Source organism: Arenimonas metalli CF5-1 (assembly GCF_000747155.1).
GTDB lineage: Bacteria > Pseudomonadota > Gammaproteobacteria > Xanthomonadales > Xanthomonadaceae > Arenimonas > Arenimonas metalli.
In genome coordinates, this window is sequence record NZ_AVCK01000034.1 from 1 (window position 1) to 25,753 (window position 25,753).

30 protein-coding genes are annotated in these 25,753 nt (G+C 70.8%); 14 read left to right on the forward strand and 16 right to left on the reverse strand.

Annotated features, from left to right (window positions below):
- Nucleotides 1-123, reverse strand: a 123-nt coding sequence (locus tag N787_RS10520) for a cold-shock protein (protein ID WP_034213765.1), incomplete at its 3' end; no start/stop codon positions are given.
- A gap of 156 nt (nt 124-279) precedes the next feature.
- On the opposite strand from N787_RS10520, the gene N787_RS10525 reads away from it, so the two are divergent.
- Together N787_RS10525 and N787_RS10530 are read left to right on the forward strand one after the other, a co-directional pair.
- Complete coding sequence (locus tag N787_RS10525; protein ID WP_034213726.1) at nt 280-1,056, forward strand: ferredoxin--NADP reductase; 777 nt, start codon at nt 280-282, stop codon at nt 1,054-1,056.
- A 60-nt stretch (nt 1,057-1,116) separates the two neighbouring features.
- Nucleotides 1,117-1,878: an alpha/beta fold hydrolase gene (locus tag N787_RS10530; RefSeq protein ID WP_052575374.1), complete on the forward strand. Its 762-nt coding sequence runs from the start codon at nt 1,117-1,119 to the stop codon at nt 1,876-1,878.
- A gap of 22 nt (nt 1,879-1,900) precedes the next feature.
- Here N787_RS10530 and N787_RS10535 read toward each other — a convergent pair whose 3' ends face one another.
- The gene (locus N787_RS10535) at nt 1,901-2,383 is read right to left on the reverse strand and encodes a glutathione peroxidase (protein ID WP_034213727.1); all 483 of its coding nucleotides are present in this window, start codon (nt 2,381-2,383) and stop codon (nt 1,901-1,903) included.
- Between the two features lie 192 nt (nt 2,384-2,575).
- Here N787_RS10535 and N787_RS10540 point away from each other — a divergent pair, with 192 nt between their 5' ends.
- A complete protein-coding gene (locus N787_RS10540; RefSeq protein WP_034213729.1) occupies nt 2,576-4,732 on the forward strand; it encodes a M3 family metallopeptidase in 2,157 nt (718 codons plus the stop codon).
- 252 nt (nt 4,733-4,984) lie between these two features.
- Here the strand turns inward: N787_RS10540 and N787_RS14395 are convergent, their stop codons facing one another.
- Together N787_RS14395 and N787_RS10550 are read right to left on the reverse strand one after the other, a co-directional pair.
- The gene (locus N787_RS14395) at nt 4,985-5,428 is read right to left on the reverse strand and encodes a PA2169 family four-helix-bundle protein (protein WP_156968989.1); all 444 of its coding nucleotides are present in this window, start codon (nt 5,426-5,428) and stop codon (nt 4,985-4,987) included.
- A gap of 253 nt (nt 5,429-5,681) precedes the next feature.
- Complete coding sequence (locus tag N787_RS10550) at nt 5,682-6,167, reverse strand: NUDIX hydrolase (protein ID WP_034213730.1); 486 nt, start codon at nt 6,165-6,167, stop codon at nt 5,682-5,684.
- Between the two features lie 105 nt (nt 6,168-6,272).
- Between N787_RS10550 and N787_RS10555 the strand changes: the two genes are divergently transcribed.
- Complete coding sequence (locus N787_RS10555) at nt 6,273-7,514, forward strand: TIGR03862 family flavoprotein (RefSeq protein ID WP_034213731.1); 1,242 nt, start codon at nt 6,273-6,275, stop codon at nt 7,512-7,514.
- A gap of 81 nt (nt 7,515-7,595) precedes the next feature.
- On the opposite strand, the gene N787_RS14400 is transcribed toward N787_RS10555, so the two are convergent.
- Together N787_RS14400 and N787_RS10565 are read right to left on the reverse strand one after the other, a co-directional pair.
- Nucleotides 7,596-8,423 carry an FKBP-type peptidyl-prolyl cis-trans isomerase gene (locus N787_RS14400; protein WP_052575376.1) on the reverse strand — a complete coding sequence of 276 codons (828 nt, stop codon included), beginning with the start codon at nt 8,421-8,423 and terminating at the stop codon, nt 7,596-7,598.
- Nucleotides 8,424-8,482: 59 nt separating this feature from the next.
- Entirely contained in the window at nt 8,483-9,196 is a 714-nt protein-coding gene (locus N787_RS10565) for a pseudouridine synthase (RefSeq protein WP_034213732.1), read from the reverse strand.
- A 228-nt stretch (nt 9,197-9,424) separates the two neighbouring features.
- Here N787_RS10565 and N787_RS10570 point away from each other — a divergent pair, with 228 nt between their 5' ends.
- Entirely contained in the window at nt 9,425-9,613 is a 189-nt protein-coding gene (locus tag N787_RS10570) for a hypothetical protein (RefSeq protein WP_034213733.1), read from the forward strand.
- 72 nt (nt 9,614-9,685) lie between these two features.
- On the opposite strand, the gene dbpA is transcribed toward N787_RS10570, so the two are convergent.
- Genes dbpA through N787_RS10585 form a run of 3 tightly spaced genes read right to left on the reverse strand, consistent with a single transcriptional unit; the run spans nt 9,686 to nt 12,382 of the window.
- Entirely contained in the window at nt 9,686-11,056 is a 1,371-nt protein-coding gene (gene dbpA, locus N787_RS10575; protein WP_034213734.1) for an ATP-dependent RNA helicase DbpA, read from the reverse strand.
- Nucleotides 11,057-11,090: 34 nt separating this feature from the next.
- Entirely contained in the window at nt 11,091-11,702 is a 612-nt protein-coding gene (locus N787_RS10580) for a rhomboid family intramembrane serine protease (protein WP_034213735.1), read from the reverse strand.
- An 8-nt stretch (nt 11,703-11,710) separates the two neighbouring features.
- Entirely contained in the window at nt 11,711-12,382 is a 672-nt protein-coding gene (locus N787_RS10585) for a glutathione S-transferase family protein (protein ID WP_034213736.1), read from the reverse strand.
- An 80-nt stretch (nt 12,383-12,462) separates the two neighbouring features.
- Here N787_RS10585 and N787_RS10590 point away from each other — a divergent pair, with 80 nt between their 5' ends.
- On the forward strand, nt 12,463-13,659 hold the full coding sequence (locus tag N787_RS10590) for a lytic murein transglycosylase (RefSeq protein ID WP_034213738.1): 1,197 nt from the start codon (nt 12,463-12,465) through the stop codon (nt 13,657-13,659).
- 81 nt (nt 13,660-13,740) lie between these two features.
- Nucleotides 13,741-14,613, forward strand: a complete 873-nt coding sequence (ypfJ, locus tag N787_RS10595) for a KPN_02809 family neutral zinc metallopeptidase (RefSeq protein WP_034213739.1) — start codon at nt 13,741-13,743, stop codon at nt 14,611-14,613.
- 3 nt (nt 14,614-14,616) lie between these two features.
- On the opposite strand, the gene N787_RS10600 is transcribed toward ypfJ, so the two are convergent.
- Both N787_RS10600 and N787_RS10605 read right to left on the reverse strand, forming a co-directional pair.
- Nucleotides 14,617-15,522, reverse strand: a complete 906-nt coding sequence (locus tag N787_RS10600; RefSeq protein WP_052575377.1) for an acyltransferase — start codon at nt 15,520-15,522, stop codon at nt 14,617-14,619.
- Nucleotides 15,523-15,530: 8 nt separating this feature from the next.
- Nucleotides 15,531-16,091: an NADPH-dependent FMN reductase gene (locus tag N787_RS10605; RefSeq protein WP_034213743.1), complete on the reverse strand. Its 561-nt coding sequence runs from the start codon at nt 16,089-16,091 to the stop codon at nt 15,531-15,533.
- Nucleotides 16,092-16,282: 191 nt separating this feature from the next.
- Here N787_RS10605 and N787_RS14405 point away from each other — a divergent pair, with 191 nt between their 5' ends.
- From N787_RS14405 to N787_RS10620, 3 genes are read left to right on the forward strand one after another with little or no spacing between them, the layout of a single operon-like run.
- Complete coding sequence (locus N787_RS14405; protein ID WP_156968990.1) at nt 16,283-17,389, forward strand: GGDEF domain-containing protein; 1,107 nt, start codon at nt 16,283-16,285, stop codon at nt 17,387-17,389.
- A gap of 53 nt (nt 17,390-17,442) precedes the next feature.
- Nucleotides 17,443-17,922 carry a guanyl-specific ribonuclease gene (locus N787_RS10615; RefSeq protein WP_034213745.1) on the forward strand — a complete coding sequence of 160 codons (480 nt, stop codon included), beginning with the start codon at nt 17,443-17,445 and terminating at the stop codon, nt 17,920-17,922.
- On the forward strand, nt 17,919-18,356 hold the full coding sequence (locus tag N787_RS10620; protein WP_034213747.1) for a barstar family protein: 438 nt from the start codon (nt 17,919-17,921) through the stop codon (nt 18,354-18,356). Before N787_RS10615 ends, N787_RS10620 begins: the two co-directional genes overlap by 4 nt.
- Here N787_RS10620 and N787_RS10625 read toward each other — a convergent pair whose 3' ends face one another.
- A complete protein-coding gene (locus tag N787_RS10625) occupies nt 18,357-18,722 on the reverse strand; it encodes a DUF6164 family protein (protein ID WP_034213749.1) in 366 nt (121 codons plus the stop codon). It abuts the gene before it with no gap.
- Nucleotides 18,723-18,770: 48 nt separating this feature from the next.
- On the opposite strand from N787_RS10625, the gene N787_RS10630 reads away from it, so the two are divergent.
- A complete protein-coding gene (locus tag N787_RS10630; protein WP_034213751.1) occupies nt 18,771-19,637 on the forward strand; it encodes a DMT family transporter in 867 nt (288 codons plus the stop codon).
- A 72-nt stretch (nt 19,638-19,709) separates the two neighbouring features.
- On the opposite strand, the gene N787_RS10635 is transcribed toward N787_RS10630, so the two are convergent.
- On the reverse strand, nt 19,710-20,570 hold the full coding sequence (locus N787_RS10635; protein ID WP_034213753.1) for a pseudouridine synthase: 861 nt from the start codon (nt 20,568-20,570) through the stop codon (nt 19,710-19,712).
- A 306-nt stretch (nt 20,571-20,876) separates the two neighbouring features.
- Between N787_RS10635 and N787_RS10640 the strand changes: the two genes are divergently transcribed.
- Complete coding sequence (locus N787_RS10640) at nt 20,877-21,587, forward strand: rRNA pseudouridine synthase (protein ID WP_034213755.1); 711 nt, start codon at nt 20,877-20,879, stop codon at nt 21,585-21,587.
- Between the two features lies 1 nt (nt 21,588).
- Here N787_RS10640 and N787_RS10645 read toward each other — a convergent pair whose 3' ends face one another.
- Nucleotides 21,589-22,164, reverse strand: coding sequence for an SRPBCC family protein (locus N787_RS10645; protein WP_052575379.1), 576 nt, complete (start codon nt 22,162-22,164; stop codon nt 21,589-21,591).
- Nucleotides 22,165-22,287: 123 nt separating this feature from the next.
- Between N787_RS10645 and N787_RS10650 the strand changes: the two genes are divergently transcribed.
- Nucleotides 22,288-23,244 (forward strand): DUF808 domain-containing protein, encoded by a 957-nt coding sequence (locus N787_RS10650; protein WP_034213756.1) that lies wholly within the window; start codon nt 22,288-22,290, stop codon nt 23,242-23,244.
- A 139-nt stretch (nt 23,245-23,383) separates the two neighbouring features.
- Nucleotides 23,384-24,034 carry a class I SAM-dependent methyltransferase gene (locus N787_RS10655; protein WP_034213758.1) on the forward strand — a complete coding sequence of 217 codons (651 nt, stop codon included), beginning with the start codon at nt 23,384-23,386 and terminating at the stop codon, nt 24,032-24,034.
- A 6-nt stretch (nt 24,035-24,040) separates the two neighbouring features.
- Here the strand turns inward: N787_RS10655 and N787_RS10660 are convergent, their stop codons facing one another.
- Nucleotides 24,041-25,387, reverse strand: coding sequence for a M24 family metallopeptidase (locus N787_RS10660; RefSeq protein ID WP_034213760.1), 1,347 nt, complete (start codon nt 25,385-25,387; stop codon nt 24,041-24,043).
- 52 nt (nt 25,388-25,439) lie between these two features.
- Nucleotides 25,440-25,637: a hypothetical protein gene (locus tag N787_RS15375; protein ID WP_034213763.1), complete on the reverse strand. Its 198-nt coding sequence runs from the start codon at nt 25,635-25,637 to the stop codon at nt 25,440-25,442.
- Nucleotides 25,638-25,753: the final 116 nt, after the last annotated feature.

Genomic DNA, 25,753 nt, shown 5'->3' on the forward strand with positions numbered 1-25,753 from the left:
GAAGCCGGTGCCCTGGATGGAACGGAAGTGGACAAACACGTCCTCGCCGCTTTCCGGGGTGATGAAGCCAAAGCCCTTGGCGTCGTTGAACCACTTCACGGTTCCAGTCTGACGATCCGACATATCTCTAATCCTTAAATAACAGTTGTTGGGTAACCACGATTTACCGTGATACCGGCAACCGCAGTGGTCCCACCCTACTCGCTTATGGGCCGGAAAGCTATTGGCGTACAATCGGCGGTCCTTTTGGCCACCCCCGCCCCGCCGAGCCCTCCCCGCATGTCCGCCTTCGCCACCGAGCGCGTACTCACCGTACGGCACTGGAACGACGCCTATTTCAGCTTCACCACCACCCGGGACGACGGGCTTCGGTTCGAGAACGGCCAGTTCGTGATGATCGGGCTGGAGGTGGGCGGCCGGCCCCTGATGCGCGCCTATTCCATCGCCAGCGCCAACTGGGAGGAGCACCTGGAGTTCTTCAGCATCAAGGTGCCCGACGGCGCCCTGACCTCCCGGCTCCAGCACCTGCAGCCCGGCGACGACGTGCTGGTGAGCCGCAAGCCCACCGGCACCCTGCTGATCAGCGACCTGCACCCGGGGCGCAATCTTTACCTGCTGGCCACCGGCACCGGCCTGGCGCCCTTCCTGGGCGTGGTGAAGGACCCCGAGACCTACGAGCGCTTCGACAAGGTGATCCTCACCCACGGCGTCCGCGGCATCGAGGACCTGGCCTACCACGACTACATCGCCAACGAACTGCCGCGCCATGAGCACCTGGGCGAGATCATCGGCCGCCAGCTGCTCTATTACCCGGCCGTCAGCCGCGAGCCCTTCCGGCATTCCGGCCGCCTCACCACCCTGATGGAAAGCGGCCGCATGCAGGCCGACCTCGGGCTGGCGCCGCTCGATGCCGCCCACGATCGCGCCATGATCTGCGGCAGCCCGCAGATGCTGGCCGATTTCCGGGCCCTGCTCGACGGCCGCGGCTTCAAGGCTGCGCCGCGCATCGGCACCCCCGGCGAGTACGTGTTCGAGCGCGCTTTCGTCGAGAAGTAAGCCGGCTGGCGGGGCCCGCAGGCCCTCGCCTATGCTCGGGCCATCCCGACGGAGATCCCGATGCGCCCCGCCATCCGCGCCACCCTGCTCGCACTGTTCGCCCTGCTGCTGGCCGGCTGCCTCTCGCCCGGCGCCACCCGCGAGACCATCGCGACCCGCCTGGTGCCGGCGCCGGCCACCGGCGGCGAGAAGGTATTGGTGGTGGTGCTGCCCGGCCGCGGCGACGATCTCCAGGGCCTGGTCGACAGCGGCATCGCGCCCGCGATCCAGGCCGCCTGGCCCGAGGCCGACGTGCTGCTGGCCGAAGTCACCCTGGCCTACTACTACGAGGGCCGGATGCCCGAGCGGCTGCACGACGAGGTGATCGCCCCGGCCCGCGCCCGCGGCTATGCCGGCGTCTGGCTGGCGGGCGCTTCGATGGGCGGCATGGGCACGCTGCTTTACGAGCGCAGCCGGCCGGGCGAGCTTGATGGCCTGGTGCTGCTGGCACCCTACCTCGGCGACCGCGGCCTGCTCAAGGAAATCGGCGAGGCCGGACTGACCGCGTGGGAACCCGGTCCCGAGCCGGCCGGCATCGACCGCAAGACCTTCCAGCGCGAAGTCTGGCGCAACGTGCAGCGCTGGTCCGGCAGCGGACGCGGGAAGGACGTCTGGCTGGCGTACGGCGAGGACGACCGGCTGGCGAAGGCGATCGGCGTGTTCTCACCGGCCCTGCCGGCGGATCAGGTGCTCGAGCGCCCGGGCGGCCACGCCTGGGTGGTGTGGAGCCCGGCCGCGGGCGAGGTCTTCACCCGCATCCGCGCCCGCCACGAAGCGCGATGAGGCGCGGCGCGCCGGCGCGGGCTCAGCCCAGCAGCTTGGCGATGTCCTTGCCGATCTTCTCGGGCGTGTCGGTCGGCGCGTAGCGCTTGACCACCTTGCCATCCTTGTCGACCAGGAACTTGGTGAAGTTCCACTTGATCGCCTCTAGGCCCAGCAATCCGGACTTCTCGGATTTCAGCCACTGGTACAGCGGATGCGCCTTGGCGCCGTTGACCTCGATCTTGGCGAACATCGGGAAGCTGACGTCGTACGTGAGCGAGCAAAAATTCTTGATTTCCTCGGCGTCGCCCGGCTCCTGGTGGCCGAACTGGTCGCAGGGGAAACCCAGCACCACCAGCCCCTTGCCGGCGTAGTCGCGCGACAGCTTCTCCAGGCCCGCGTACTGCGGGGTGAAGCCGCACTTGGATGCCGTGTTGACGATCAGCATGGCCTGGCCGCGGAAATCGGCCAGCGACTGCTCCTTGCCGTCGAGGGTGGTGGCGGAAAAGTCGTAGACGGTGGTCATGGCGGGCTCCGGTGGGTGCCGACAGCGTAGCGCAAGCCGCAAGGCGCGGGCGGGCGTTTCACGCGGCCTTTACGCCGGCGGGCGGGCGCAGCCCCGCCCCTGCCTTTCGTCATGCGTGGCCGGGCCGCCGCATGCGCTAGGCTTCGGGGGTTCATCCGAACCCTGCTCCCAAGACCCCTGCAAGGACGTGCCATGACCCAGAAGCTCTCCCTCGCCCTCGCCATCGCGCTTTGCCTCGCGGTGCCGGGCGCCACCTTCGCCGACGACCACGCGACCCAGGCCGCGGAGCCGGTGTCGGCCAATCCGTTCTTCACCGCCAGCACCCTGCCCTACCAGCTGCCGCCCTTCGACCAGATCCAGGACGCGCACTACGCGCCGGCCTTCGAGAAGGGCATGGCCGACCAGCTGGCCGAAGTCGCCGCGATCGCCAACAACGCGGCCGCGCCGACCTTCGAGAACACCATCGTCGCGATGGAGAAGACCGGCACCGTGCTCACCCGCACCGCGGCGGTGTTCTTCAACCTCGCCGGCGCCAACACCAATCCGGCCATGCAGAAGGTGCAGGCCGAGATGGCGCCGAAGCTGGCCGCGCACCAGGACGCGATCCTGCTCGACGGCAAGCTCTTCGCCCGCGTGAAGTCGCTGCATGAGCAGCGCGACAGCCTGGGCCTCGACGCCGAGTCGCTGCGCCTGCTCGAGCGCTACCACACCGATTTCGTGCGCGCCGGCGCCAACCTCTCGGACGCCGACAAGACCACGCTCAAGGCGATGAACGCCGAGCTGGCCACGCTGGCGACCACCTTCAGCCAGAACGTGCTCAAGGAAGTGCAGGCCTCGGGCGTGCTGGTGTCCGACGTGAAGGAACTCGACGGCCTGTCCGCCGACGCGATCACTGCGGCCGCCGAGGCCGCCAAGGCCGCCGGCAAGGAAGGCCAGTACCTGATCGCGCTGATGAACACCTCGGGCCAGCCGCCGCTGTCCTCGCTGACCAACCGCGCGCTGCGCAAGAAGATCATGGACGCCTCGCTGACCCGCGGCAGCCGAGGCGGCGAGTTCGACAACCGCGCCATCGTCGCGCGCGTGGCCAAGCTGCGCGCCGAGCGCGCGGCCCTGCTGGGCTACGAGAACCACGCCACCTACGTGCTCGAGGACGAGACCGCCGGCACCGTGGCCGCGGTCAACAAGCTGATGTCCGACCTGGCCCCGGCCGCGGTCGCCAACGCCCGCAAGGAAGCGGCGGACATGCAGGCCATCATCGACGCCGAGAAGGGCGGCTTCGCGCTGGAGGCCGCCGACTGGGCCTTCTACGCCGAGAAGGTGCGCCAGGCCAAGTACGACTTCGACGAGTCGCAGCTGCGCCCCTACTTCGAGATGACCTCGGTGCTCGAGAACGGCGTCTTCCACGCCGCCGGCCAGCTCTACGGCCTGCAGTTCAAGAAGCGCACCGACCTGCCGACCTACCACCCGGACGTGGTGGTGTACGAGGTGTTCGAGGCCGACGGCAAGCCGCTGGGCCTGTTCCTCGGCGACTTCTACGCCCGCTCGAACAAGCGCGGTGGCGCCTGGATGAATGCCTACGTGCCGCAGAACGGCCTGACCGGCACCCTGCCGGTGGTCGCCAACCACCAGAACATCCCCAAGCCGGCCGCCGGCCAGCCGACCCTGATGACCTTCGACGAGGTCACCACCATGTTCCATGAGTTCGGCCACGCGCTGCACGGCCTGTTCTCGAACGTGAAGTACCCGCAGTTCTCCGGCACCTCGGTGCCGCGCGACTTCGTCGAGTACCCGTCGCAGGTGAACGAGATGTGGGCCACCTGGCCGACCATCCTGGCCAACTACGCCAAGCACCACGAGACCGGCGAGCCGATCCCGCAGGCGCTGCTGGACAAGGTGCTGGCCACCGAGCAGTTCGGCCAGGGCCACGCCACCACCGAGTACCTGGCGGCGGCGATGCTCGACCAGAGCTGGCACCAGCTGGCGGCCAACGAAGTGCCCAGCGACACGCTGGCCTTCGAGGCGCAGGCGCTCAAGGCCGCCGGCCTGGACTACGCCCCGGTGCCGCCGCGTTACCGCAGCACCTACTTCTCGCACATCATGGGCGGCTACTCGGCGGGCTACTACGCCTACCTTTGGTCCGAGGTGCTGGATGCGGAGTCGGTGGAGTGGTTCAAGGAGAACGGCGGCCTCAAGCGCGAGAACGGCGACCACTTCCGCAAGACCCTGCTCTCGCGCGGCGGCAGCGTGGATGCGATGCAGCTCTTCCGCGACTTCCGCGGCCGCGACCCGCAGGTCGGCCCCCTGCTCAAGCGCCGCGGCCTCGAGGTCGCCCCCGCTTCCGCCAAGTAAGACTTATCTCGCGTAACGGGAACGCCCGGCTTCGGCCGGGCGTTCTTTTTTTGGACGCGGATTTACGCGGATAAACGCGGATAAGGCAAAGGCAAGAAGTTGGAGTTGGGTCGGGGCGAGTCCTGGCTTTCCCCCAGAAAACGAAAACGCCCGGCCGAAGCCGGGCGTTTCGTTCTGGCCAAAGGCCATTAAAAGTCTTTTGCCCTATCCGCGTTCATCCGCGTAAATCCGCGTCTGAAATGCTTCTGCGAATCAAGCGTTGCGGTTGCAGGCGCGGAGTTCCTTGTTCAGGACCTCGGCCTTGGAGACGTACTGCTTGGCCAGGACGCGGACGACGAAGCTGTGGTCCTTGTCCAGCACGACCTTCTGGAAGGTGGTCTGGAGCTGGCCTTCGACCTCGGCCATGCGGACGTAGCGCTCGGCGCCGGCTTCGGGCCACTGCTTGCGCAGGCCGGCGTAGGCCTTGCTCAGTTCGCCCAGGGTGGTTTCGGTGCGCTTGGCCGGCTTCTTCTTGCCGGCCACCGGCTTCACTTCGCCGGAGAGCTCGGCCGCCAGGTCGGACTTGGCCTTGGCCAGGCGGGTGAACAGCGTGCTCAGCTTCTTGTCTTTCACCTTCTGCGCCGCTTCCTCGTAGAACGCGGTCCCGTCTTCGCTGATTTCGATCAGGTCGGAGAGGTTGTTCGTGGTATCGGTCATGCGGCGCTCCTTGGCGTAAGGGTTGGGCAGCGCGGTCGTCCCGCCGCCCAAGCCAGGCAACGGAGGGTCCCGGAGGCCGGGACGAGGCGATCGCGAAGGGAAGCGAACGACGCTGGCAACGGCCCGAGGGGTGTTATCAGCCCGTGAATCATACGTTCCACGAGGTGAAAAATTGGTTATCCGGACGCCTGCCGATATTTCAAACGACTGATTAAACCACTTTCACAGACGTTGGCAGCAGAATGCCCGAATATCAGCGCGAATACCGCCACGACAGCATGGCCCCGTCCCGGTATGGCATCACGCCGTGGAACGGACGGGGGTCGCCGTCGAACACGAGCGGCAGGAAATGCCGGTCGCCCTCCCACAGCGGCAGCTCCGCCAGGGCCTCGATCGGCACCCAGGACAGGTCGCCCTCCTCGTTCCGCTCCGGCACGTCGCCGGAAAAGTCCTCGATCACGAACAGGAAGCCCAGCCAGTCCTCGCCCTGCTTGCCGAAGCCCGGCCAGCTGATGGTGCCGCGCAGCGTCATCGCCCCGCACTCGATGCCGGCCTCCTCGCGGATCTCGCGGCGCATGCCCGACATCACGTCCTCGTCCGGCTCGAGCTTGCCGCCCAGGCCGTTGTACTTGCCGAGGTGGTGGTCGCCGGGCCGCGCGTTGCGATGGACCATCAGCACCTTGCGGCGATCGGGCGACAGCACGTAGCCGAGGGTGGCGACGATCGGGGTGTAGGGCATGCGCGGCGCGTCCGGAAAACACGAGGGCCCGACAGCATGGTTCCTCTACCCGCGCGCGGGCAAGCGGCGGACGGCGGCGCGGGGATGGCGTGAGACAATCCGCGCATGTCCACGCCCACCCTCCCCCGCGTCGCCGTCATCGGCGGCGGCCCTGCCGGATTGATGGCCGCCGAGACCGCGCGTGCGGCCGGCTGCGAGGTCGACGTGTTCGAGGCCAAGGGCTCGGTCGGGCGCAAGTTCCTGATCGCCGGCAAGGGCGGCATGAACCTGACCCACAGCGATCCGCTCGACGTGTTCGCCGGTCGCTACCGCGAACGCCGCGACGCCGTCGCCGACTGGCTGGCGGCGTTCGATGCCGACGCCCTGCGCGAATGGGCGCGGGGCCTGGGCGTGGAAACCTTCGTCGGCAGCTCCGGCCGCGTCTTCCCGACCGACCTCAAGGCGGCGCCGCTGCTGCGAGGCTGGGTGCGGCGGCTTCGCGAACAGGGCGTGCGCTTCCACGTCTCGCATCGCTGGCTCGGCCCGTCCCCGGATGGCGTGCTCCGCTTCGAGACCGCCGACGGGCCGCGCGAGTACCGCGCCGACGCCACCGTGCTCGCGCTCGGCGGCGCCAGTTGGCCGCAGCTGGGCTCCGACGGGGCCTGGGCCGCGCCGCTGGCGGCGGCGGGCGTGGACATCGCGCCGCTCAAGCCGGCGAACTGCGGCTTCGACGTGGCCTGGACGCCCTACTTCCGCCAGCACTTCGCGGGCGCGCCGATCAAGCCGGTGCGCCTGGCCATCGACGATGGCCATGCTCCGCCGGCCTGGCGCCAGGGCGAATGCGTCGCCAGCGAGCACGGGATCGAGGGCAGCCTGGTTTACGCGCTGTCGGCGGCGCTGCGCGATCGCATCGAAGCGCAAGGCGAGGCCACGCTGCTCATGGATCTCGCGCCCGGCCGCGAGCGCGAACGACTGGAGACCGAGCTCTCGCGCCCGCGCAAGGGCCGCAGCCAGGGCGAACACCTGCGCCGCAGCACCGGGCTCGACGGCGTGCAGGCCGCGCTGCTGCGCGAGGTGCTGGGCAAGGACGGCCTCGGCGATCCGGCCACGGTGGCCGCGGCCATCAAGGCCCTGCCGCTGCGCCTGCAGCGCCCGCGACCGATCGCCGAGGCGATCAGCAGCGCCGGCGGCATCCGCCTCGAGGCACTGGACGAACACCTGATGGTGGGCAGCCACCCGGGCGTCTTCGCCGCCGGCGAAATGCTCGACTGGGAGGCGCCGACCGGCGGCTACCTGCTCACCGCCTGCTTCGCCTCCGGCCGCCGCGCCGGGGCGGGCGCCGCCGCCTGGGTGCAGGCGAGGCGCTGAACCGAGCGATGCGCCGGCCTGTCGAAGGCCCGGCACCCAACCGCGCGATGCGCCGGCCGCCGGAAGGCGCGGCGCCGGGCTTCAGGGCGCGGTCGGCTCGGTGAAGTCGTAAAGCGTGACGTCGAACACCAGCATGCCGCGCGGCGTGCCCGGCGACGGCGGCTGCATGTCGTAGGCCAGGTGGCCCGGGATCCAGAAGCGCACGCTGTCGCCGCGCGACATCAGCTGCACGCCTTCCTGCCAGCCCTGGATCAGCTGGCTGAGCTGGAAGAACGCACGCTGGTCGCGCGCCACCGAGCTGTCGAACAGCCGGCCGTCGGTCGTCCAGCCGCTGTAGTGGATCTCGATCTCGCTGCGCGGACCCGGCCTGGCGCCGCCGTCGCCGCGCTTGAGCACCTTGTAGGCCAGGCCCGAGGCGGTGCGCAGGGCATCGGCCGGCGGCGCCGCGACGTCGGCCGGGGCCTGCACGGGGTTCTTCTCGCCGACCACCGTCAGGTCGATGACGTGCAGCAGGTTCGGCATGCCGGGATAGCCCGGCAGCAGGCGCTCGGGCTGGATCCACCAGCGGCGCGATTCGCCCACCGGCGTGCTCAGGATGGCGCGGGCCAGGCCCGGCTGCTCGGCGGCGAGCCGGCGCACGGTGGCGACCACCGGGCCGGATTCGCGCGAGCTGGCGCGGGTGACGCCGTCCGAGCTCCAGACGTCGGCGCGGTACTCGACCCACTCGCCCGAGAAGAAGCGGTTCGCATCCGGCGCCGGCTTGAGCACGATGTAGCTCATGCCGCTCGCGGTCTCGATCGCCTGCTTCGGCGGCGCGTTCAGCGGCTGCGGCGGGCGGATCGGGTCGACGGCGAGGGCCAGGCCCGGGACGCAGAGCAGCAGGGCCAGCAGGCGGGGACGCAGGGACATCTTCGGGCTCCGGACAGGTTGGAATGCGACGGCGCGGAGGGTAGCAGACGCGCGCCCGCTCACCACTCGGTGCGCGACGGCAGCAGGCCGCGCAGTTCAGCTTCGGTGAGGTTGCGCCAGCGGCCGGGCTTGAGCTCGGCCAGCTTGACGTTGGCGATGCGGATGCGGCGCAGCTGGGTGACGCGGTAGCCGAAGGCGGCGGACATCAGGCGGATCTGCCGGTTCAGGCCCTGGGTGAGCACGATCGAGAAGCCGAACTTGGCGATCTTGCGGGTGCGGCACGGCAGGGTCATCTCGCCGTGGATGAGCACGCCCTTGGCCATGCCGCGCAGGAATTCCTCGGTCACGGGCTGGTTCACGCCCACCAGGTATTCCTTTTCCTTGTGGTTCTCGGCGCGCAGGATCTCGTTGACGATGTCACCGTTGCTGGTGAGCAGGATCAGGCCCTCGGAATCCTTGTCCAGGCGGCCGATCGGGAAGATGCGCTGCTCGTGGCCGACGAAGTCGACGATGTTGCCCTTCACGGCGGTGTCGGTGGTGCAGGTGATGCCCACCGGCTTGTTCAGCGCGATGTAGACGTGGCGGCGGGCGCCCGGCTTGGCGGCGCGCTTGGCCAGGACCTGGCCATCGATCCGGACTTCATCGCCCTCTTCCACCTGGGTGCCGATGCCGGCGGGCAGGCCATTGACGGTGACGCGGCGCTCGGCCACCAGCCGGTCGGCCTCGCGCCGGGAGCAGTAGCCGGTGTCGCTGATGTGCTTGTTGACTCGCATGGTCGGGGCGTCGGGTGCCGCAGTGCGTCAGAAGTGGCGCGCATCCTGTCACGCCGGGGCGGGCAAGTCACCGTGGCCTTGTGGGGCGGCGCGGCGCACACCCCGATATCTGGGGTCAGAGGCTCGAAAATCGTGACGCCACCCGCATTCGCCGCCGTTTCCGCCCGGGTGGCATGGAATATGCAGCAGCCCTTCGCGAAGCATCCCCCCAACACACGGAGTCACGCCATGGGCATCGTCATCCCCTTCCCCACCCAGCAGGTCATGGACGACGAGCTGGCCATCCAGCTCTGGGAGCTGGTCATGGCCGGCGAAATCGGCACCCCGGAATACCGCCGCCTCGACGCCGAGATCAGCCGCCGCAAGGCGCTGGCCGAGCCGCGCCGCCAGGTGGCCGGCGCCCGCCCTTGGCGCTGAGCGCCCCATGCACGCCGTTATCCGCGGCACCCGCTGGAACCGGCGCGGCCTGGCCGCACCGCGCTCGCGCCGTCAGCCCAGCTTCCGGATCCGGAAGCTGCGGCCCTTGATCTTCCCGGCCTTCAATTTCTCCAGGGCCTTGTTGGCCTGGCTGCGCTCGATCGCGACGTAGGTCCGGGTCGCGAAGCCGTCGATCTTGCCGATCGCCGTGGCCGGCAGGCCCGCGGCGCCGGTCAGCGCGCCGACCAGGTCACCCGGGCGCAGCTTGTCCTGCCGCCCCGCGTCCACCACCAGGGTGGTCATCGCCGGCGGCGCCGGCCTGGCCGGCCTGCGCGAGAGGTCGATGCGCTCCCAGCGCACGGCCTGCCCCAGCTGCTCCTCGATGCCGATGACGCGGCGGCGCTCGTCCGAGGCCACCAGCGACAGCGCCAGGCCCTCGCCACCGGCGCGGCCGGTGCGGCCGATGCGATGGGTGTGCGTGTCCACGTCGCTGGCCAGGCCGTGGCTGACCACCAGCGGCAGGTCCTTGATGTCCAGGCCGCGGGCCGCGACATCGGTGGCCACCAGCACCTGCACGCTGCGGTTGCCGAAGCACACCAGCACCTCGTCGCGATCGCGCTGCTCTAGGTCGCCGTGCAGGGCCAGCACCGAGAAACCGCGCTGGGCCAGGTCGTCGGCCACCTGCTGCACGTCGCGGCGGGTGTTGCAGAACACCAGCGCCGAATCGGGCTTTTCATCAGCCAGCAGCAGGGCCAGCGCGTCGGTCTTGCGCGGCGATTCCACTTCGTAGAAACGCTGCACGATGGCCGCGACGGCGCCGTCGGCGACGGTGTGCTCCTCGGGCTCGCGCTGGTATCGGCGGCCCAGCGCGCGGATTTCCTCCGGGAAGGTCGCCGAGAACAGCAGCGTCTGCCGGTCCTTCGGCGCCTGCGACAGGATGCCGGCGATGGCGGGCTCGAAGCCCATGTCGAGCATGCGGTCGGCCTCGTCCAGCACCACCACCCGCAGCTGCGCCAGCGACAGCGCGCCTTGGTCGATCAGCTCCTGCAGGCGGCCGGGCGTGCCCACCACCACGTGCGGCGGGTGCACCAGCGAGGCCAGGTGCGGCCTCAGCGGCACGCCGCCGCAGAAGACCGACACCTTGATGTTGGGCATGAAGCGCGCCAGCCGGCGGATTTCCTTGCCCACCTGGTCGGCGAGTTCGCGGGTCGGGCACATCACCAGCGCCTGCACCTGGCCGGCGTCGGGCTGCAGCTTCGACAGCAGGCCGAGGCCGAAGGCCGCGGTCTTGCCGCTGCCGGTGCGGGCCTGGGCGATCACATCGCGGCCGGCGAGGATGGGCGGCAGGCTGGCGGCCTGCACGGGGGTCATCTGGCGGTACTCGAGTACCTCCAGGGCCTGCTGCAGCTCGGGCGGCAGCGGCTGGGTCGTGAATTCAGTCATGCCGCATTCTCGCACGGGCCAGCCGAGTCCCGGCTCAGCCGCCCGGATTCATCAGCTCGGCCAGGAAGTGCGACACCACCTTCGGCTCCATCAGCACCGTGAAGAGCACGCCGTAGGCGGCCCCGGCCAGGTGGGCGCTGTGGTTGATGCGGTCGGCCTGGCGGTGGTTCATGTAGACCGAGTAGCCGGTGTACAGCGCCGCGAAGATGATGGCCGGCACCGGGATGAAGTAGATCAGCAGCGTCTCCCACGGCCGCAGCAGGATGAAGGCGAACAGCACCGCCGACACCGCGCCGGAGGCGCCGAGGGTCACGTAATCCGGGTCGTCCCGGTGCTTGAGGTAGCTCGGCAAGGCCGACACCACCAGCGCCGAGAGATAGAACCACAGGAAGCCCATCGCGCCGAGGTACTGCGCGTAGAAGCCCTCCATCAGCCGCCCGAAGAAGAACAGGGTGAACATGTTGAACAGCAGGTGCATGAAGTCGGCATGCACCACGCCGTAGCCGAGGAAACGGTGGTATTCGTGCCGCCGCGTCACGGCCGGCGGCCACAGCACCAGCGCGCCCTTCAGTGCTTCGTTGTTGAACCCCAGCCACGAGACCAGGCTGGTGGCGACGATGATCGCCAGGGTGATCGAGAATTCCATGGCGGGTCTCAGCGCATCAGTTCGTACGGACCGCCCTTGGCCAGCGCGCGCTGGTAGGCCGGGCGGGCGTGGATCTTTTCCAGGAAGGCCGCCAGCTTCGGCCGCGTCGGGCCCAGCGCACCGCGGGCGGCCGCCGCCTCGATCGGGAAGCTCAGCTGGATGTCGGCCACGCTGAAGTCCTTGCCCGCGAACCATTCGGAGGACGCGAGCGTTTGCTCGAGGTAATCGAAATGCAGCTTCACCTGCGGCGAGACGAAGGACGACATCACCTTGTCGGCGATGCCCTTGGCGATCGGCTTGGCGAAGAAGGGCATCGGCGAGCTGCGCACCTTCGAGAACACCAGGGTCATCAGCAGCGGCGGCATCAGCGAGCCCTCGGCGTAATGCAGCCAATAGGTGCAGGCGCGGCGCGCCGGGTCGCCGGGCGGCGGCAGCAGGCGGCCCTGGCCGCAGGTGTCCGCGAGGTACTCGATGATCGCGCCGGACTCGGCGACCACGGCCTGGCCATCGGTGATCACGGGCGACTTGCCGAGCGGGTGCACCTGCTTCAACTCCGCCGGCGCCAGCATCGTCTTCGGATCGCGGGCGTAGCGCTTGACCTCGTAGGGAACGCCCAGCTCCTCGAGCAGCCACAGGACCCGCTGCGAACGGGAGTTCTCGAGGTGGTGGACCGTGACCATGCGTGCCATCCGGAATAGGGAATGCGCGAAGCATAGCTCGGCCGGCGACGATTCAGCCGGCGCCGCGTAAGGTTCGCGGCATGCGCCCGACCCTGCCCCTGCTGCTCGCCCTCGCCGCCCTGCCCGCCGCGGCCGCCGAACCCACGCTCGATGCCTGCCTCGCCGGGCTGCGCCCGCAGGCGCTGGCGCAGGGCATCAGCGGCGCCACCTGGGACACGCACACGGCCGGGCTGGCACGCGACCAGGGCGTGCTGGATTCACTCGATTACCAGCCCGAATTCCGCACGCCGATCTGGGACTACCTGGCCGGCCTGGTGGACGAACAGCGCGTGGCCGACGGCCGCGCGATGCTGGAAGAACATGCGCCGCTGCTGGCCCGCGTACAGGACGCGCACGGCGTGGACCCGGCCACCGTGGTCGCGGTCTGGGGCGTGGAGAGCGACTTCGGCCGTACCTTCGGCAAGAAGCCGCTGCTGGGCTCGCTGGCCACGCTGTCCTGCGAGGGCCGGCGGCAGGCCTTCTTCAAGGGCGAGCTGTTCGCGACGCTCAAGCTCATCCAGGCCGGCGACCTGTCCGCCGAAGGCCTGGTCGGGTCCTGGGCCGGCGCCTTCGGCCACACGCAGTTCATGCCGTCCACGTATGCGCGCATCGCCGTGGATTTCGACGGCGACGGCCGCCGCGACCTGGTCGGCAGCATCCCCGACGCGCTCGCGTCCACGGCGAACTACCTGCGCCGCTCGGGCTGGCAGCCGGGCAAGCCCTGGGGCCATGAAGTGCGCCTGCCCGAAGGCTTCGATGCGGCCGTGAACGGCCGCACCTCGCGCCGTCCGCTGTCGCACTGGGTGGGCCGCGGCGTGGTCCGCGCCGACGGCGGATCGCTGGCCGCCAGCGACGCGCCGACTGCGCTGTTGCTGCCCGCGGGCCGCGAGGGGCCGGCCTTCCTGGTGTTCAAGAACTACGACGCGATCTTTTCCTACAACGCCGCCGAGAGCTATGCGCTGGCGATCGCGCTACTGGCCGACCGCCTGCGTGGCGGCGAGGGCCTGCAGGCGCGCTGGCCCACCGACGACCCGGGCCTGTCGCGGGTGGAACGTCGCGAGCTGCAGTCGCTGCTGGTCGCGCGCGGCCACGACATTGGCGAGGTGGACGGCATGATTGGCGCCAAGTCGCGGGCCGCGATCGCTCTCGAGCAGATCCGCCTGGGCCGCGAGGCCGACGGCCGCGCGGGCCAGTCGATCCTGGCGGCGCTGCGCGCGGAAGCGTCGCCGGCCGACTGACGCCCTCGCCTTGCGGGCCCCGCCCTCGCCCCGCGCCCGCGTTTGGGCAACAATCGGGCCGACCCCCTCGGAGACCGACCCATGAAGTGGCGCAGCGCAAGACGCAGCAGCAACGTTGATGATCGTCGCGGCCTCGGCGGCCGGGGCGGCGGCGGACTCAAACTCGGCCTCGGCGGCATCGCCGCGGTATTCGTCATCGGCCTGCTGCTGGGCAAGAGCCCGATGGAAATGCTCGGCCTGATCGCCCAGGTGCAGCAGCAGGCGCCGTCCGCACCCCAGCAAAGCGGGCCAACCGCGCCCACCGCCAACGACGAAGCCTCGCAGTTCGTCGCCAGCATCCTCGGCGAAACCGAGGACGTGTGGTCGGCCATCTTCCAGGCGCAGGGCCAGCGCTACCCCGCGCCCACGCTGGTGCTGTTCAGCGGCTCGGTGCAGTCGGCCTGCGGCGGCGCCACCGCGGCGGTCGGGCCCTTCTATTGCCCGGGCGACCAGCAGGTCTACATCGACCTGAGCTTCTTCGACCAGATGGAGCAGCGCCTCGGCGGCGGCGGCGATTTCGCCGAGGCCTACGTGATCGCGCACGAGGTCGGCCACCATATCCAGACGATCACCGGCGTCTCGGCGCAGGTGAACGACATCCGCCGCCGCGGCGGCAACGTCGAAGGCGCCGAAGGCCCGCTGGTGCGGCAGGAGCTGCAGGCCGACTGCTACGCCGGCCTGTGGGCGCACCACGCGCAGAAGCGCCACGCCTGGCTCGAGGACGGCGATCTCGAGGAAGCCATGGCCACTGCCTCGGCCATCGGCGACGACACCCTGCAGCGGCAGTCGCAGGGCCAGGTGGTGCCGGATTCGTTCACCCACGGCAGCGCCGAGCAGCGCATGCGCTGGTTCCGCATCGGCTTCGAGGGCGGCGACTACCGCCAGTGCGACACCTTCGCCGCGCAGCGGCTCTGAGGCTCAGTCGCCCCGGGCCGCGCCCGGGGCGTTCCAGGCGGCCAGGCGTGCGTCCTTGGCCAGCCACATCTCGTTGATCCAGCCCTGGAAGCGCACGCGGTGCGCCCGGTCGGTCTCGTAATCGCCCTCGGACAAGCCCGCCGGCACGGGGCGCGCCTGCACGTGCACGCGCACCTCGCGCACGCGGTTGCAGAACAGGTCGACCAGCGTCGGCCGCGCCGGTTCGTAATGCAGGGTCACGTCCAGCACGGTGTCGATCGCCTCGCCCATGGCGCCAACCACGAAGGCGACGCCGCCCGCCTTGGGCTTGAGCAGGTGCGCGAACGGCGAGGCCTGGCGCGCGTGCTTGGCCGGAGTGAAGCGCGTGCCCTCGACGAAATTCATGATCGACACCGGGATGTGCCGGAACTTCTCGCAAGCCTTGCGCGTGGCCGCCACGTCGCGGCCGGCCAGCTCCGGTCGTTTGGCCAGCTGCTGGCGCGAGTAGCGCTTCATGAAGGGGAAATCCAGCGCCCACCAGGCCAGGCCCAGCAGCGGCACCCAGAACAGCTGGCTCTTGAGGAAGAAGCGCAGCAGCGGGATGCGGCGGTTGAAGGCCTTCTGCAGCACCGGGATGTCCACCCAGCTCTGGTGGTTGGCCAGCACCAGGTAGTGGCCGCCGTAGCGCAGCCCTTCGATGCCCTCCACCACGAAGCGCGTGGTGGTGAACACGTCGATAAGCGTGCTGTTGACGCCGATCCAGCTCTCGGTGATCACCATCAGCGCCCGGTCCAGCGCCGGGCGCACGGCCTTCAGCGGCAGCAGGGCCTTCACCAGCGCCACCAACAGCAGCACCGGGACGTGGACCAGGGTGCTGGCGCTGACCAGCGCCCCGGCGAAAAGGGCCTTGGCCCCGCGCAACAAACCCATCGTCGACCTCAGGCCTTGATCCGCGCGACCCAGTCGGCGTACGCGTGGATGATCTTGCCCAGGAACTTTTCGGTCGACTCGCTGGCCAGCTTGCCGTCCTCGCCGAAGAACTTGTCGGCGCCACCAAGGTAGGCCTCCGGCTGCTGCATCAGCGGCACGTCGAGGAAGACCAGGGACTGCCGCAGGTGGTGGTTGGCGCCGAAGCCGCCGATCGCACCCGGCGAGACGCTGACCACCGCGCCCGGCTTGCCGCCGAACACGCTCTTGCCATACGGGCGCGAGCCGACGTCGAGCGCGTTCTTCAGCGCCGCGGGCACCGAGCGGTTGTATTCGGGGGTGACGAACAGCAGTGCGTCGGCGCGGGCCACGCGCTCGCGGAAGCGGGTCCACGCGGCGGGCGGCGCGTCGGTTTCCAGGTCCGGGTTGTAGAGCGGGAGATCGCCGATCGCGACCTGCGACAGGGCGATAGCCGGCGGCGCCAGGCCGGCCAGCGCGTCGGCCACGCGGCGGTTGAGCGAACCGGCCCGGAGGCTGCCGACCAGCACGGCGACATCGAAGGGTTGGGACATGGGGGATCCTTGGATTCGTGGGGGGCGACAAGCCTAGCAAGCGCCCATGTTACGAAAACGGCTGCGTCTCGCGCAGCGCCGCCGGGGCTTGAAAATGCTAGCCTTCCGCCCATCACCACGGCTCGGGGGGGCCACCGGTGTTCCTCGACCCGTTTGCCAGCGCCCTGATCGCCCTGCTCGCCTCCGCGGCCATGTCCGCGGGCCTTTATGCCGCGGCCGCGCGCCAGCCCGACGAACTCGCCGGTCCCCAGCGGATCTGGGCGCGGGCGATCCTGCTGGCGCCGCTGGGCTGGCTGCTGCTGGAGTGGGCGGTCGATGTCCCGGGCCTCGCGGTGCCGGGCAAGACCCTGATCGTCGCGTCCTTCGTCGAGTACCTGCGCGCGCTGGTCGCGTCGCGCGGGCGCATGCCGGATTCGCCCTGGTTCGCCGCACCGGTGCTGCTGGTGGCGGTGGCCAGCGCGATCATGTTGTTCACCGCGCCGGGCCTGCCCATGCGCACCGGCCTGCTGTCCTTCCTGTGCGCCGGCATCGCGGCCAGCACCGCGGTGGTGGCGCTGCGTCGCGGCCCGCGGCCGGCCGGCGGCAATGCGGGCATCGTCGGCGCGGCGTTCTCGCTGTGCGCGCTGGTGCTGTCGGCGCGCGGTGCGCTGCTGTTCATGCCCGAGGGCAGCGTGGCCCGGGCCTGGGTCGAGCAGCCGTGGGCCGAAACGATACTGCTCGGCGGCGCGATGCTGGCGCCCGCGGTGGCCAGCCTGGGCTTCGTGCTGATGGGCAGCGAGCGCCTGCTCGAGCGGCTGCAGGACATCGCCGACACCGACGGACTCACCGGCCTGCTCAGCCGCACGGCCTTCCTGCAGCAGTCGCGCCTGTGCATCGCCCGCGACCCGGGCCAGGACTGCGCGCTGATGGTGCTCGACCTCGACCACTTCAAGCGCATCAACGACGAGCACGGCCACGATGCCGGCGACCAGGCGCTGCGGCTGGTGGCGTCGGCGATGCGCGACCAGCTGCGTCCGCGCGACCTGCTGGGCCGGCACGGTGGCGAAGAGTTCACGGTGCTGCTGCCCGACACGTCCCTCGCCGTCGCGGAAGCCTCGGCGCGCCGCATCCATGCCGCGGTCGCGCGCATCGGCTTCCTGGCCGATGGCTCGGCGGTGCCGCTTCGCGTCTCGATCGGCGTCGCCGCGCTCGAGCCGGGCGAGGCCGACATCGATCGCCTGATCCGCCGCGCCGACCAGGCGATGTACGCGGCCAAGCGCGCCGGCCGCAACCAGGTGCGGATCGCCCCGCCCGGCTGAGCCTCGCGGCGGTCGCTTGCTAGACTCCCGGCACCCCGTTGCCGGATGCGACCATGCGCAAGCTTCGCCCCCTGCTGACCCTGGTGATCATCGCCAGCCTGCTGTGGTTCTGGCAGGGGCCCGGTGGTGCCGGGCGCATCGACGAACAGCTGGCCTCGAGCGGTGCCATCGAGGCGCCGGCCGCGGAAGCCGCGAGCCCCTCCGCCCCCGACTCACCCGGCGTCGGTCCGGCCCGCGCCGCCCCGGCCTCCGCGTTTTCCGACGACGGCCTGCCGCCGGAAGCCCTCGATACGCTGGCGCTGATCGCCCGCAACGGTCCCTACCCGCATCGCCAGGACGGCACGGTGTTCAACAATTTCGAACGCCGCCTGCCCTCGCGTCCGCGCGGGTACTACCGCGAGTTCACGGTGCGCACGCCGGGGCTGTCGCACCGAGGCCCCCGCCGCATCGTCACCGGCGGCCAACCGCCGTCGGAGTGCTGGTACACCGACGATCACTACGAATCCTTCCGCCGCATCGGGGCGCAGCGATGAGCCTGCATCCGCTGCAGTCGCTGCTGGTGGAACCGGACCAGTCCGGCGCTTTCTACCTGACGGCGTCCGACCTGGGTCCGCTGCTCGATGCCGCCGAAGGCCTGGGCTTCCGATGCGTGACGGTGGACCTGGCCGACTGCACCGACAAGGCCGGACTGCTGCGCCAGCTGGCCGCCGCCTTCGCCTTCCCGCCCGGCTTCGGCCTGAACTGGGATTCGCTCTCGGATGCGCTGTGCGACCTCTCCTGGCTGCCGGCCGAGGGCTACGTGCTGGGGCTGGAATCGCCCGGCGCGCTGCGCGAGGACTGCCCCGACGACTTCGCCACGCTCGTCGCCGTGCTGGAGGGCGTATCGCTGGCCTGGCGCGAGGCGGGCCGGCCGTTCTGGTCCTTCATCGCCCTGCCCGACGACGAATTCGACGCGCTGGCGCCCTGATCAGCGCGCGATCAGCAGGAACGGCAGCGTCGCCACCGCCAGCATCAGCAGGATGCCGAGGATCGCGCCGAGCGCCTGGCCCGGCCGCGCGCGGATCCCGGCCCAGGTGCCCGGGGCGCGGCCCTCGCGCAGCGCGGCCGCGCGTTCGGCGCGCATCCGCTCGCCGCGCTCGGCCTGGTAGCCCGCCAGCAGCGCCTGGGCCTCGGCCAGCCCCGCCGCGTCCGGCAGCCAGAAGCCGCCCGCCGACACGCCCCAGAAGCTGGGCGGGGTTTCGTAGAAATCGATCCCGTGTTCGTTCAGCAGGGCACGGACCTCGTCGGCCTCGTCCTCGGGGACGTTTCGCAAATTGAGCAGGAGTCTGGCCATCGGGCGATGATAGCGCCCAACACGCCCCGCTCCGGAACCGCGCCACCCATGCCCGACGCCGCCCGCGCGCCCACGCGCCTCCGCATCGCCACGCTGACCGTGCTGGCCCTGCTCGCCTTCGCGGGCAATTCGCTGCTGTGCCGGGCCGCGCTGGCGAACACCGACATCGATCCCGCCAGCTTCACCGCGATCCGCATCCTGTCCGGCGCGATGATGCTGGTCCTGCTGCTGGCCGTGCGGCCCGGCCCGCTGCCAGCGGCCGGCAGCTGGCGCTCCGCGGCGGCGCTGTTCGCCTATGCCATCGCGTTTTCCTACGCCTACACCGGGCTCAGCGCCGGCACCGGCGCGCTACTGCTGTTCGGTGCGGTGCAGGCCACGATGCTGGTGGCCGGCCTGTTCACCGGCACGCGCTGGCGCGCCTGGCAGGCGGCCGGGCTCGCGCTGGCGCTGGCGGGGCTGGTCGGCCTGCTGTGGCCCGGCCTCAGCGCGCCCCCGGCCGAACCCGCGGCGCTGATGCTCGGCGCCGGCCTTGCCTGGGGCATCTACACGCTGCGCGGCCGCGGCCTGCCCGATGCCCTGGCCGCCACCACCGGCAACTTCATGCGCGCCGCGCCGATGGCGGTGGTCGCCGCGGGCATCGCCTGGCCCTGGCTCAAGCCGGATCTCGACGGCGCCCTGCTCGCCCTGGCCTCCGGTGCGCTGACCTCGGGCCTGGGCTATGCGCTCTGGTACTCGGCGCTGCGCGGGCTGTCGCCGCAGGTGGCCGGCAGCAGCCAGCTCAGCGTGCCGGTGATCACCGCGCTGGCCGGCGTGCTGCTGCTGGGCGAAACCATCGACCTGCGGCTGGCGCTGGGCGCCGCGGCGGTGCTGGGCGGCATCGCGCTGACGCTGGACTGGCGCCGGGCCCGAGGTTGATCCGCACCGGCGTGCAGGGGCGCGCCCTGCCGTCGGACCGCGCGGTTCCACCGAACCGCGCCGACGCCAGGCTTACAGCTCGCGCAGGCTCTGGAACTCGCGCCGCCGGCCGCTGAGCGGATCAGTGAACACCAGCCGCTTCGCCAGCAGCTTCAGCGGCCGCGCGAAATCCTCGGGCGACTCGTCCAGCACCGGATACAGCGGATCGCCAACGATCGGCGCGCCCAGGCCGGCCAGGTGCAGGCGCAACTGGTGCTTGCGGCCGGTCACGGGCTGCAGCGCATAGCGCCAGGTCGCGTCGCCGCGCCCGATCACGTCGATGCGCGTCTCCGAGTTCGGCGCGCCGTCGGTTTCGCGCATGCGGAAAAAGGGCTCCCCGGCCTCGATGCGGCTTCGCCGCACCTGCGGGAAAGCCACGCCGGGCAGCGCCGGTGCCAGCGCTTCGTAATGCTTGTCGATGCGGCGTTCGCGGAACAGCGCCTGGTAGGCCGCGCGCGAGCCCGGATCGCGCGAGAACAGCACCAGCCCCGCCGTGCCGCGGTCGATGCGATGCAGCGGCACCAGGTCCGGTGCGCCCAGTCGGCGCTGCAGGCGCCGCAGCAGCGTGTGCTCGAGGTAGCGGCCCGCGGGCGTCACCGGCAGGAAGTGCGGCTTGTCGGCCACCACCAGGTGCGCATCCTCGTGCACGAGGGTTTCCTCGAAGGGCACGGGCACCTCGTCCGCCACTTCGCGCGAGTAGGTCAGCTCCATCCCGGTGCGATGCGGCGTCGACGCATCGAGGGGTTCGCCGCGGGCATCGCGCACGCGCCCGCGCTGCATCCGGTCGAGCCACTGCGCGCGGTCCACCGCCGGGAAGCGATCGCACAGCGCATCGAGCACCGTGGCCCAGGGCCCGGGCGGCAGCTGCAATCGGCTGGTGGGTTCGTCGTCCATGCCGGCATTGTCGCCCCCGCCGCCCGATGGAAAAAGTCGCGGCCCCGGCGCATGCTTCGGACACCGGGAGGCACGGGCCGCCCGGATCACCACCGCACGGAGTCCACCATGGCCAAGGGCCTGAACCAGAAGAAAACCGAGAAGAAGAAGCCGGAGAAGACGCTGAAGGAAAAGCGTGCCGAGAAGCAGAGCAAGAAGGCCGGCAAGGCCTGATCCCGGGGACGGACGCCGCCCGGCGTCCGCCCGCGCCGCCCCGCGCCGAGGCCGGGGCGCCTACAATGGGGCCCGTTCCGCAGGCCCCTTCCCATGACCGAACCCGTCCGACTGTCCAAGCGCGTGGTCGAGATCGCCGGCTGCTCGCGCAGCGAGGCCGAGCAGTACGTGCAGGGCGGCTGGGTGCGCGTCGACGGCGTCGTGGTCGAGGAGCCGCAGTTCAAGGTCACCGACCAGCGCGTTGAACTCGACCCCGAGGCCAGGCTCGAGCCCGCCGAACCCGCGCCCCTGGTCCTGCACAAGCCCGCCGGCCTGCCGTCGGCCGAAGCCATCGCCCTGGCGACGCCGGCCCATCGCTGGGACGAAGACCCCTCGGGCTGGCGCGTGCACAAGCGCCACTTCGCCCACCAGGCGGCCGCCCTGCCGCTTGAGGACGCCGCCAGCGGCCTGCTGGTGCTCAGCCAGGACGGCCGCGTGCTGCGCCGGCTGGCGGAAGACGCCGCGAAGCTGGAGCAGGAGTTCATCGTCGACGTCGAAGGCGAACTCGCGCCCTACGGCTGGAACCGGCTGTCGCACGGCACCTCGTTCGACGGCTGGCCAGTGGCGCCGTTCAAGGTCAGCTGGCAGAGCGAGCAGCGGCTGCGCTTCGCCATCAAGGGCGTGCGGCCGGGCCTGCTGCAGTACCTGTGCAACGAAGTCGGGCTGCACGCGCTGTCGCTGCGCCGCATCCGGCTGGGCCGGATCCCGCTGTCGAAGATGCCGCCGGGGCAGTGGCGCTACCTGCCGCCCAGCGAGCGGTTCTGACTCAGGACTCTTCCTCGATCGGGCCATCGCGCCGCGCGAGATGCGCGGCCAGGCCGCCCAGCTGCAGCGCCTGCACCCGGTCCACCACCGGCGCGAACTTCGACAGATCGTCCGGCGTGTAGCCGCCCACGCGGTACCACAGCGTGATGCGCGTACCGCCGCCCTCGGCCGGCGCGAACCGGAACTCGAGCGCACCGTCCAGGCCCATGCCCTGCAGCGGGCCCAGGCCGCCGGTCATGCGCAGCACGCGGCCGGGATCGGCGAAGGTGACCACCAGGTGCCGGGCCTCGCGGTCGCCCGCGGTCTCGCAGAAGCAGCCGCCGCTGCGCGGCTGGATCACCAGGGTCGAAGCCTTGCCCCACCAGGTGTGGTCGCGCGGCCACCAGGCGTCCACGTCGTCCACCAGGGCGTCCCAGGCGTCGGCGGCCGAAGCCGCGACCACCACGCTGTTCTCGACGGTGAAGCCGTTGGCCGCACTGTCCTTCACCTCAGCCCGTGCACCGGCCGCGAACGCCAGCGCCAGCAGCAGCGCGCTCCCGGCACGTCGTGTCCCGTTGCCACCCTTCCGGTTCGCCACGATCCGCTCCCGCTGCCTGCGATGCGCCGAGTGTAGCGATCCGGCCGGCCCGATGCGCCGGCCCCTCCCCTTCGGCGGCGGGCGGATGCGAGAATCGCGGCCTCGCCCCGCAACGGACCCGCCATGGCCTCCAGCCTGCTCGCCCTCCTCGACGACATCGCCACCATCCTCGACGACGTGTCGGTGATGACCAAGGTCGCCACCAAGAAGACCGCCGGCGTGCTGGGCGACGACCTGGCCCTGAACGCGCAGCAGGTCGCGGGCGTCAAGCCCGACCGCGAGCTGCCGGTGGTCTGGGCCGTGGCCAAGGGCTCGACGGTGAACAAGCTGATCCTGGTGCCGGCGGCGCTGGCGATCAGCGCCTTCGAGGGCTGGCTGGCCGGGCGCGGCATCACCGTGCCCATCGTCACCGCGCTGATGATGGTCGGCGGCGCCTTCCTCTGCTACGAGGGCGTCGAGAAGCTGATGCACAAGTTCCTGCATCCGGCCGAGACGCAGAAGGAAACCGTGGCGCTGCTCGAAGCCGTCGCCGACGAATCGGTGGACCTGGTGGCGCGCGAGAAGGACAAGATCAAGGGCGCGATCCGCACCGACTTCATCCTGTCCGCCGAAATCATCGTGATCACGCTGGGCACCGTGGCCGCCAAGGATTTCGTCACGCAGGTCGGCGTGCTCTGCGCGATCGCGGCGATCATGACGGTCGGCGTGTACGGGCTGGTCGCGGGCATCGTCAAGCTCGATGACGGCGGCCTTTACCTGAGCCAGCTGCCCGGCGATTCCGCGGCGCGCCGCGCCAAGCGGGCGCTGGGCCGCGGCATCCTCACCGCCGCGCCGTGGCTGATGAAGTTCCTGGCCATCGCCGGCACCGCCGCGATGTTCCTCGTGGGCGGCCAGATCCTCGTGCATTCGATCCCGGTGGTGCACCACTTCGTGCAGGACATCACCCCGGCCGGCGGCTGGGGCCTGCCGGTGTCGATGCTGGCCGAGGCGGGCTTCGGCATCCTGGCGGGCATCGCCGTGGTGCTGGGCGTCACCGCCTGGGGCAAGCTGCGCGGCAAGGACAAGGCCGCGGCGCACTGACGGCCACGCGCGGCCCGCATTGGGCGTAGACTGCGGGCGCACCTTCGCACGTCACGCCCCGGGCATCTCGCTCCCGCCGTAGCGCCTCCCACGCGTCACCGTCCCCGTTCGCCGGGACGACGCCCCCACGGGAGCGCCCATGCCGGGCTACGCCACCCGCCTGCTCACCCTGCGATTCGGCGGGCAGGATTACCGCATCCGCGCGTTGAGCGACCTGCAGCAGTTCGCCGACCCGCACGGTCGCGCCGAGCGCGCCGGCATTTCCTCGGCGATGTGGAGCCTGTTCGGCCAGGTCTGGCCCGCCGGCCGCGTGCTGGCGCAGGCGATGAGCCGGTTCGATGTCGCCGGCAAACGCGTGCTGGAGCTGGGCTGCGGGCTAGGCCTGGCCAGCCTGGTGCTGCAGCGGCGCCAGGCCGACATCACCGCCAGCGACCACCACCCGCTGGCCGAGGAATTCCTGGCCTACAACGCCGAACTCAACGGGCTGCCGCCGCTGGCCTTCCTCGACCTGGCCTGGCACCTGCCGCAGCCGAAGCTGGGCGAGTTCGACCTGGTGATCGCCAGCGACGTGCTCTACGAGCGCGGCCACGCCGAACAGCTGGCCGTGCTGCTGGCGGCTCACATGCGCCCCAGCGCCGAAGTACTGATAACCGACCCGGGGCGCGGCAACAGCGGCGCCTTCACCACCGCGCTGAAAAAGCAGGGCTACGCCGTGACGGAAGTGCGCAGCGCCTTCAACGACGAGGACGTGGCGCCGTTCCGCGGGCGCCTGCTCAGCTACCGGCGCTGACCCGGCTCAGCGCACCACGTGCCACTGGGTCTGGCGTCCGGCCAGGTAGGTGACCTTCTCGCCGTCGAAGAAGGCGCTCTGCTCGAGCTTGACCTGCACCCACTGGCGGCCCCACTCCGGCACGCGGGCCTTGATGTTGCCTTCGATCGCGTAGGCGGTGTCGGGGTACAGCGGCCACTTGCCGCCGTCGGCGCCGCCGCTCTGGTCGTCCCACATGCCGATGGTCGGGCCGGCCGCGTGGCCGAAGAAGCCGATCGGATGGGTGTAGGTGCTCGACACCAGCTTCGCGCGATCCGCATCGCGGCGGGTGTCGGCCAGGATCTCGCTGCCGGTGCGGCCGCTGCGGAAGTTCGCGGTCAGCAGGTCCTGCCAGCGGTTGCCGTCGGCCAGCGCGGCCTTGAGGCCTTCGGGGACGTCGGTTTCGCCGGGGCGCAGCACGTAGCCCATTTCCTGCGTGTCGGTGCAGAGCTTGAGGTAGCACAGGCCGACGTCGGTGTGCAGGACGTCGCCGGGCTGGATGATGCCCTCGCTGCCGCAGAACGGTGCCTTCTCTTCGCAGGCGACGCCGGCGCGCTGGAAGTTGACGTCGGGCATGAACCACACCGGCAGGCCCAGCGCCTCGTAGCGGCGGCGGATGTACCAGGCCACGTCGTCGGTGTGGGTCGCGCCGGGCGTGATCACCTTCGACGAGAACGCATCGGACACCACGCTGCGGGCGATGGCGACGATGTGCGGGTACAGCGCCTGCTCGGAGGCGATGCGGGTTTCGGTCCAGCGCACGACGAGGTCTTCGGCGGACACCAGGCGCGATTCGTAGCCCGCGGGCAGCACCGCCAGCAGGCGCTCGTGCAGGCCCTTGCTCAGGCCGTCGGCGATCGGCCACTGGCGCGAGACGTTGATGCCGATGCGCTTGGGGTCGCGCTCGGCGATCAGCTGGCCCAGGGCTTCCCACTGCGCGTCCAGGTCGCCGCCGGACCAGACCGAGGTGTAGGGCTCGCCGAGCGGATAGCGGTTCACCACCAGCCGGTCCACGCTGCCGTCGGGCTTGCGGTGGAAGGCCAGCAGCGTGGTGCGGCGCGCCGCGAAGGTGGGCTGCGGCACCAGGGTGAAATAGATCGGGTCTTCGGCGTATTCGCGCGAGAGCACCAGCCACAGGTCGATGTCGGTCTCGGCCATCAGGCGCGGCAGCAGGGTTTCCAGCCGCTCGCTGACGATGCGGTTCTCTACCGCGACGCGCTCGCGCGGCGACAGCACCGCCGGTTCACCCTGCACCACCCGGCCCTGTTCGAAGGCCTGGGCCGGCAGCGTGGCGACCAGGGCGAGGCAAAGCGAGGCGGCGAGGCGAAGGCGCATGGCGGGATCCGGCGAAGGGGTTCGCCCGATCATAGCCAAGCGCGCGTGATTGTCAGCCCAGGCGCTGGAGGAACTGGATCAGCTGCGCGCGCTGGCCCGGCCCCAGCAGGCGCAGCACCGGCAGCAGGCGGCCGATCACCTGCGGCATCTTCTCGGCGACGGCGCGGGCATTGCCCGCGGCGAGTTCGTCGAGCAGCGGATCCAGCCGCAGCGGTTCGGACGCGGCCGGTGCGGCGGGTGCGACAGGCACCGCCGGTGTGGCGGGCGTGGCTGGGGCGGAGGGCGCGGCGGGAACGACTGGCGCGACTGGCGCTGCGGGCGTAACTGGCGCGGCGGGCGCTGCGGGCGCCGCGGGCGCGGCGGCGG

Coding starts and splice junctions, on each gene's coding strand:
- dbpA (WP_034213734.1), bottom strand. CDS start 11,056: ATGACTGAATTCACGACCCAGCCGCTGCCGCCCGAGCTGCAGCAGGCC.
- N787_RS10600 (WP_052575377.1), bottom strand. CDS start 15,522: ATGGGTTTGTTGCGCGGGGCCAAGGCCCTTTTCGCCGGGGCGCTGGTC.
- N787_RS10620 (WP_034213747.1), top strand. CDS start 17,919: ATGAGCCTGCATCCGCTGCAGTCGCTGCTGGTGGAACCGGACCAGTCC.
- N787_RS14405 (WP_156968990.1), top strand. CDS start 16,283: ATGTCCGCGGGCCTTTATGCCGCGGCCGCGCGCCAGCCCGACGAACTC.
- N787_RS10565 (WP_034213732.1), bottom strand. CDS start 9,196: ATGCGAGTCAACAAGCACATCAGCGACACCGGCTACTGCTCCCGGCGC.
- N787_RS14400 (WP_052575376.1), bottom strand. CDS start 8,423: ATGTCCCTGCGTCCCCGCCTGCTGGCCCTGCTGCTCTGCGTCCCGGGC.
- N787_RS10660 (WP_034213760.1), bottom strand. CDS start 25,387: ATGCGCCTTCGCCTCGCCGCCTCGCTTTGCCTCGCCCTGGTCGCCACG.
- N787_RS10640 (WP_034213755.1), top strand. CDS start 20,877: ATGACCGAACCCGTCCGACTGTCCAAGCGCGTGGTCGAGATCGCCGGC.
- N787_RS10555 (WP_034213731.1), top strand. CDS start 6,273: ATGTCCACGCCCACCCTCCCCCGCGTCGCCGTCATCGGCGGCGGCCCT.
- N787_RS10630 (WP_034213751.1), top strand. CDS start 18,771: ATGCCCGACGCCGCCCGCGCGCCCACGCGCCTCCGCATCGCCACGCTG.
- N787_RS14395 (WP_156968989.1), bottom strand. CDS start 5,428: ATGACCGATACCACGAACAACCTCTCCGACCTGATCGAAATCAGCGAA.
- N787_RS10570 (WP_034213733.1), top strand. CDS start 9,425: ATGGGCATCGTCATCCCCTTCCCCACCCAGCAGGTCATGGACGACGAG.
- N787_RS10535 (WP_034213727.1), bottom strand. CDS start 2,383: ATGACCACCGTCTACGACTTTTCCGCCACCACCCTCGACGGCAAGGAG.
- N787_RS10625 (WP_034213749.1), bottom strand. CDS start 18,722: ATGGCCAGACTCCTGCTCAATTTGCGAAACGTCCCCGAGGACGAGGCC.
- N787_RS10530 (WP_052575374.1), top strand. CDS start 1,117: ATGCGCCCCGCCATCCGCGCCACCCTGCTCGCACTGTTCGCCCTGCTG.
- ypfJ (WP_034213739.1), top strand. CDS start 13,741: ATGAAGTGGCGCAGCGCAAGACGCAGCAGCAACGTTGATGATCGTCGC.
- N787_RS10655 (WP_034213758.1), top strand. CDS start 23,384: ATGCCGGGCTACGCCACCCGCCTGCTCACCCTGCGATTCGGCGGGCAG.
- N787_RS10635 (WP_034213753.1), bottom strand. CDS start 20,570: ATGGACGACGAACCCACCAGCCGATTGCAGCTGCCGCCCGGGCCCTGG.
- N787_RS10580 (WP_034213735.1), bottom strand. CDS start 11,702: ATGGAATTCTCGATCACCCTGGCGATCATCGTCGCCACCAGCCTGGTC.
- N787_RS10615 (WP_034213745.1), top strand. CDS start 17,443: ATGCGCAAGCTTCGCCCCCTGCTGACCCTGGTGATCATCGCCAGCCTG.
- N787_RS10540 (WP_034213729.1), top strand. CDS start 2,576: ATGACCCAGAAGCTCTCCCTCGCCCTCGCCATCGCGCTTTGCCTCGCG.
- N787_RS10525 (WP_034213726.1), top strand. CDS start 280: ATGTCCGCCTTCGCCACCGAGCGCGTACTCACCGTACGGCACTGGAAC.
- N787_RS10650 (WP_034213756.1), top strand. CDS start 22,288: ATGGCCTCCAGCCTGCTCGCCCTCCTCGACGACATCGCCACCATCCTC.
- N787_RS10590 (WP_034213738.1), top strand. CDS start 12,463: ATGCGCCCGACCCTGCCCCTGCTGCTCGCCCTCGCCGCCCTGCCCGCC.
- N787_RS10585 (WP_034213736.1), bottom strand. CDS start 12,382: ATGGTCACGGTCCACCACCTCGAGAACTCCCGTTCGCAGCGGGTCCTG.
- N787_RS10605 (WP_034213743.1), bottom strand. CDS start 16,091: ATGTCCCAACCCTTCGATGTCGCCGTGCTGGTCGGCAGCCTCCGGGCC.
- N787_RS10550 (WP_034213730.1), bottom strand. CDS start 6,167: ATGCCCTACACCCCGATCGTCGCCACCCTCGGCTACGTGCTGTCGCCC.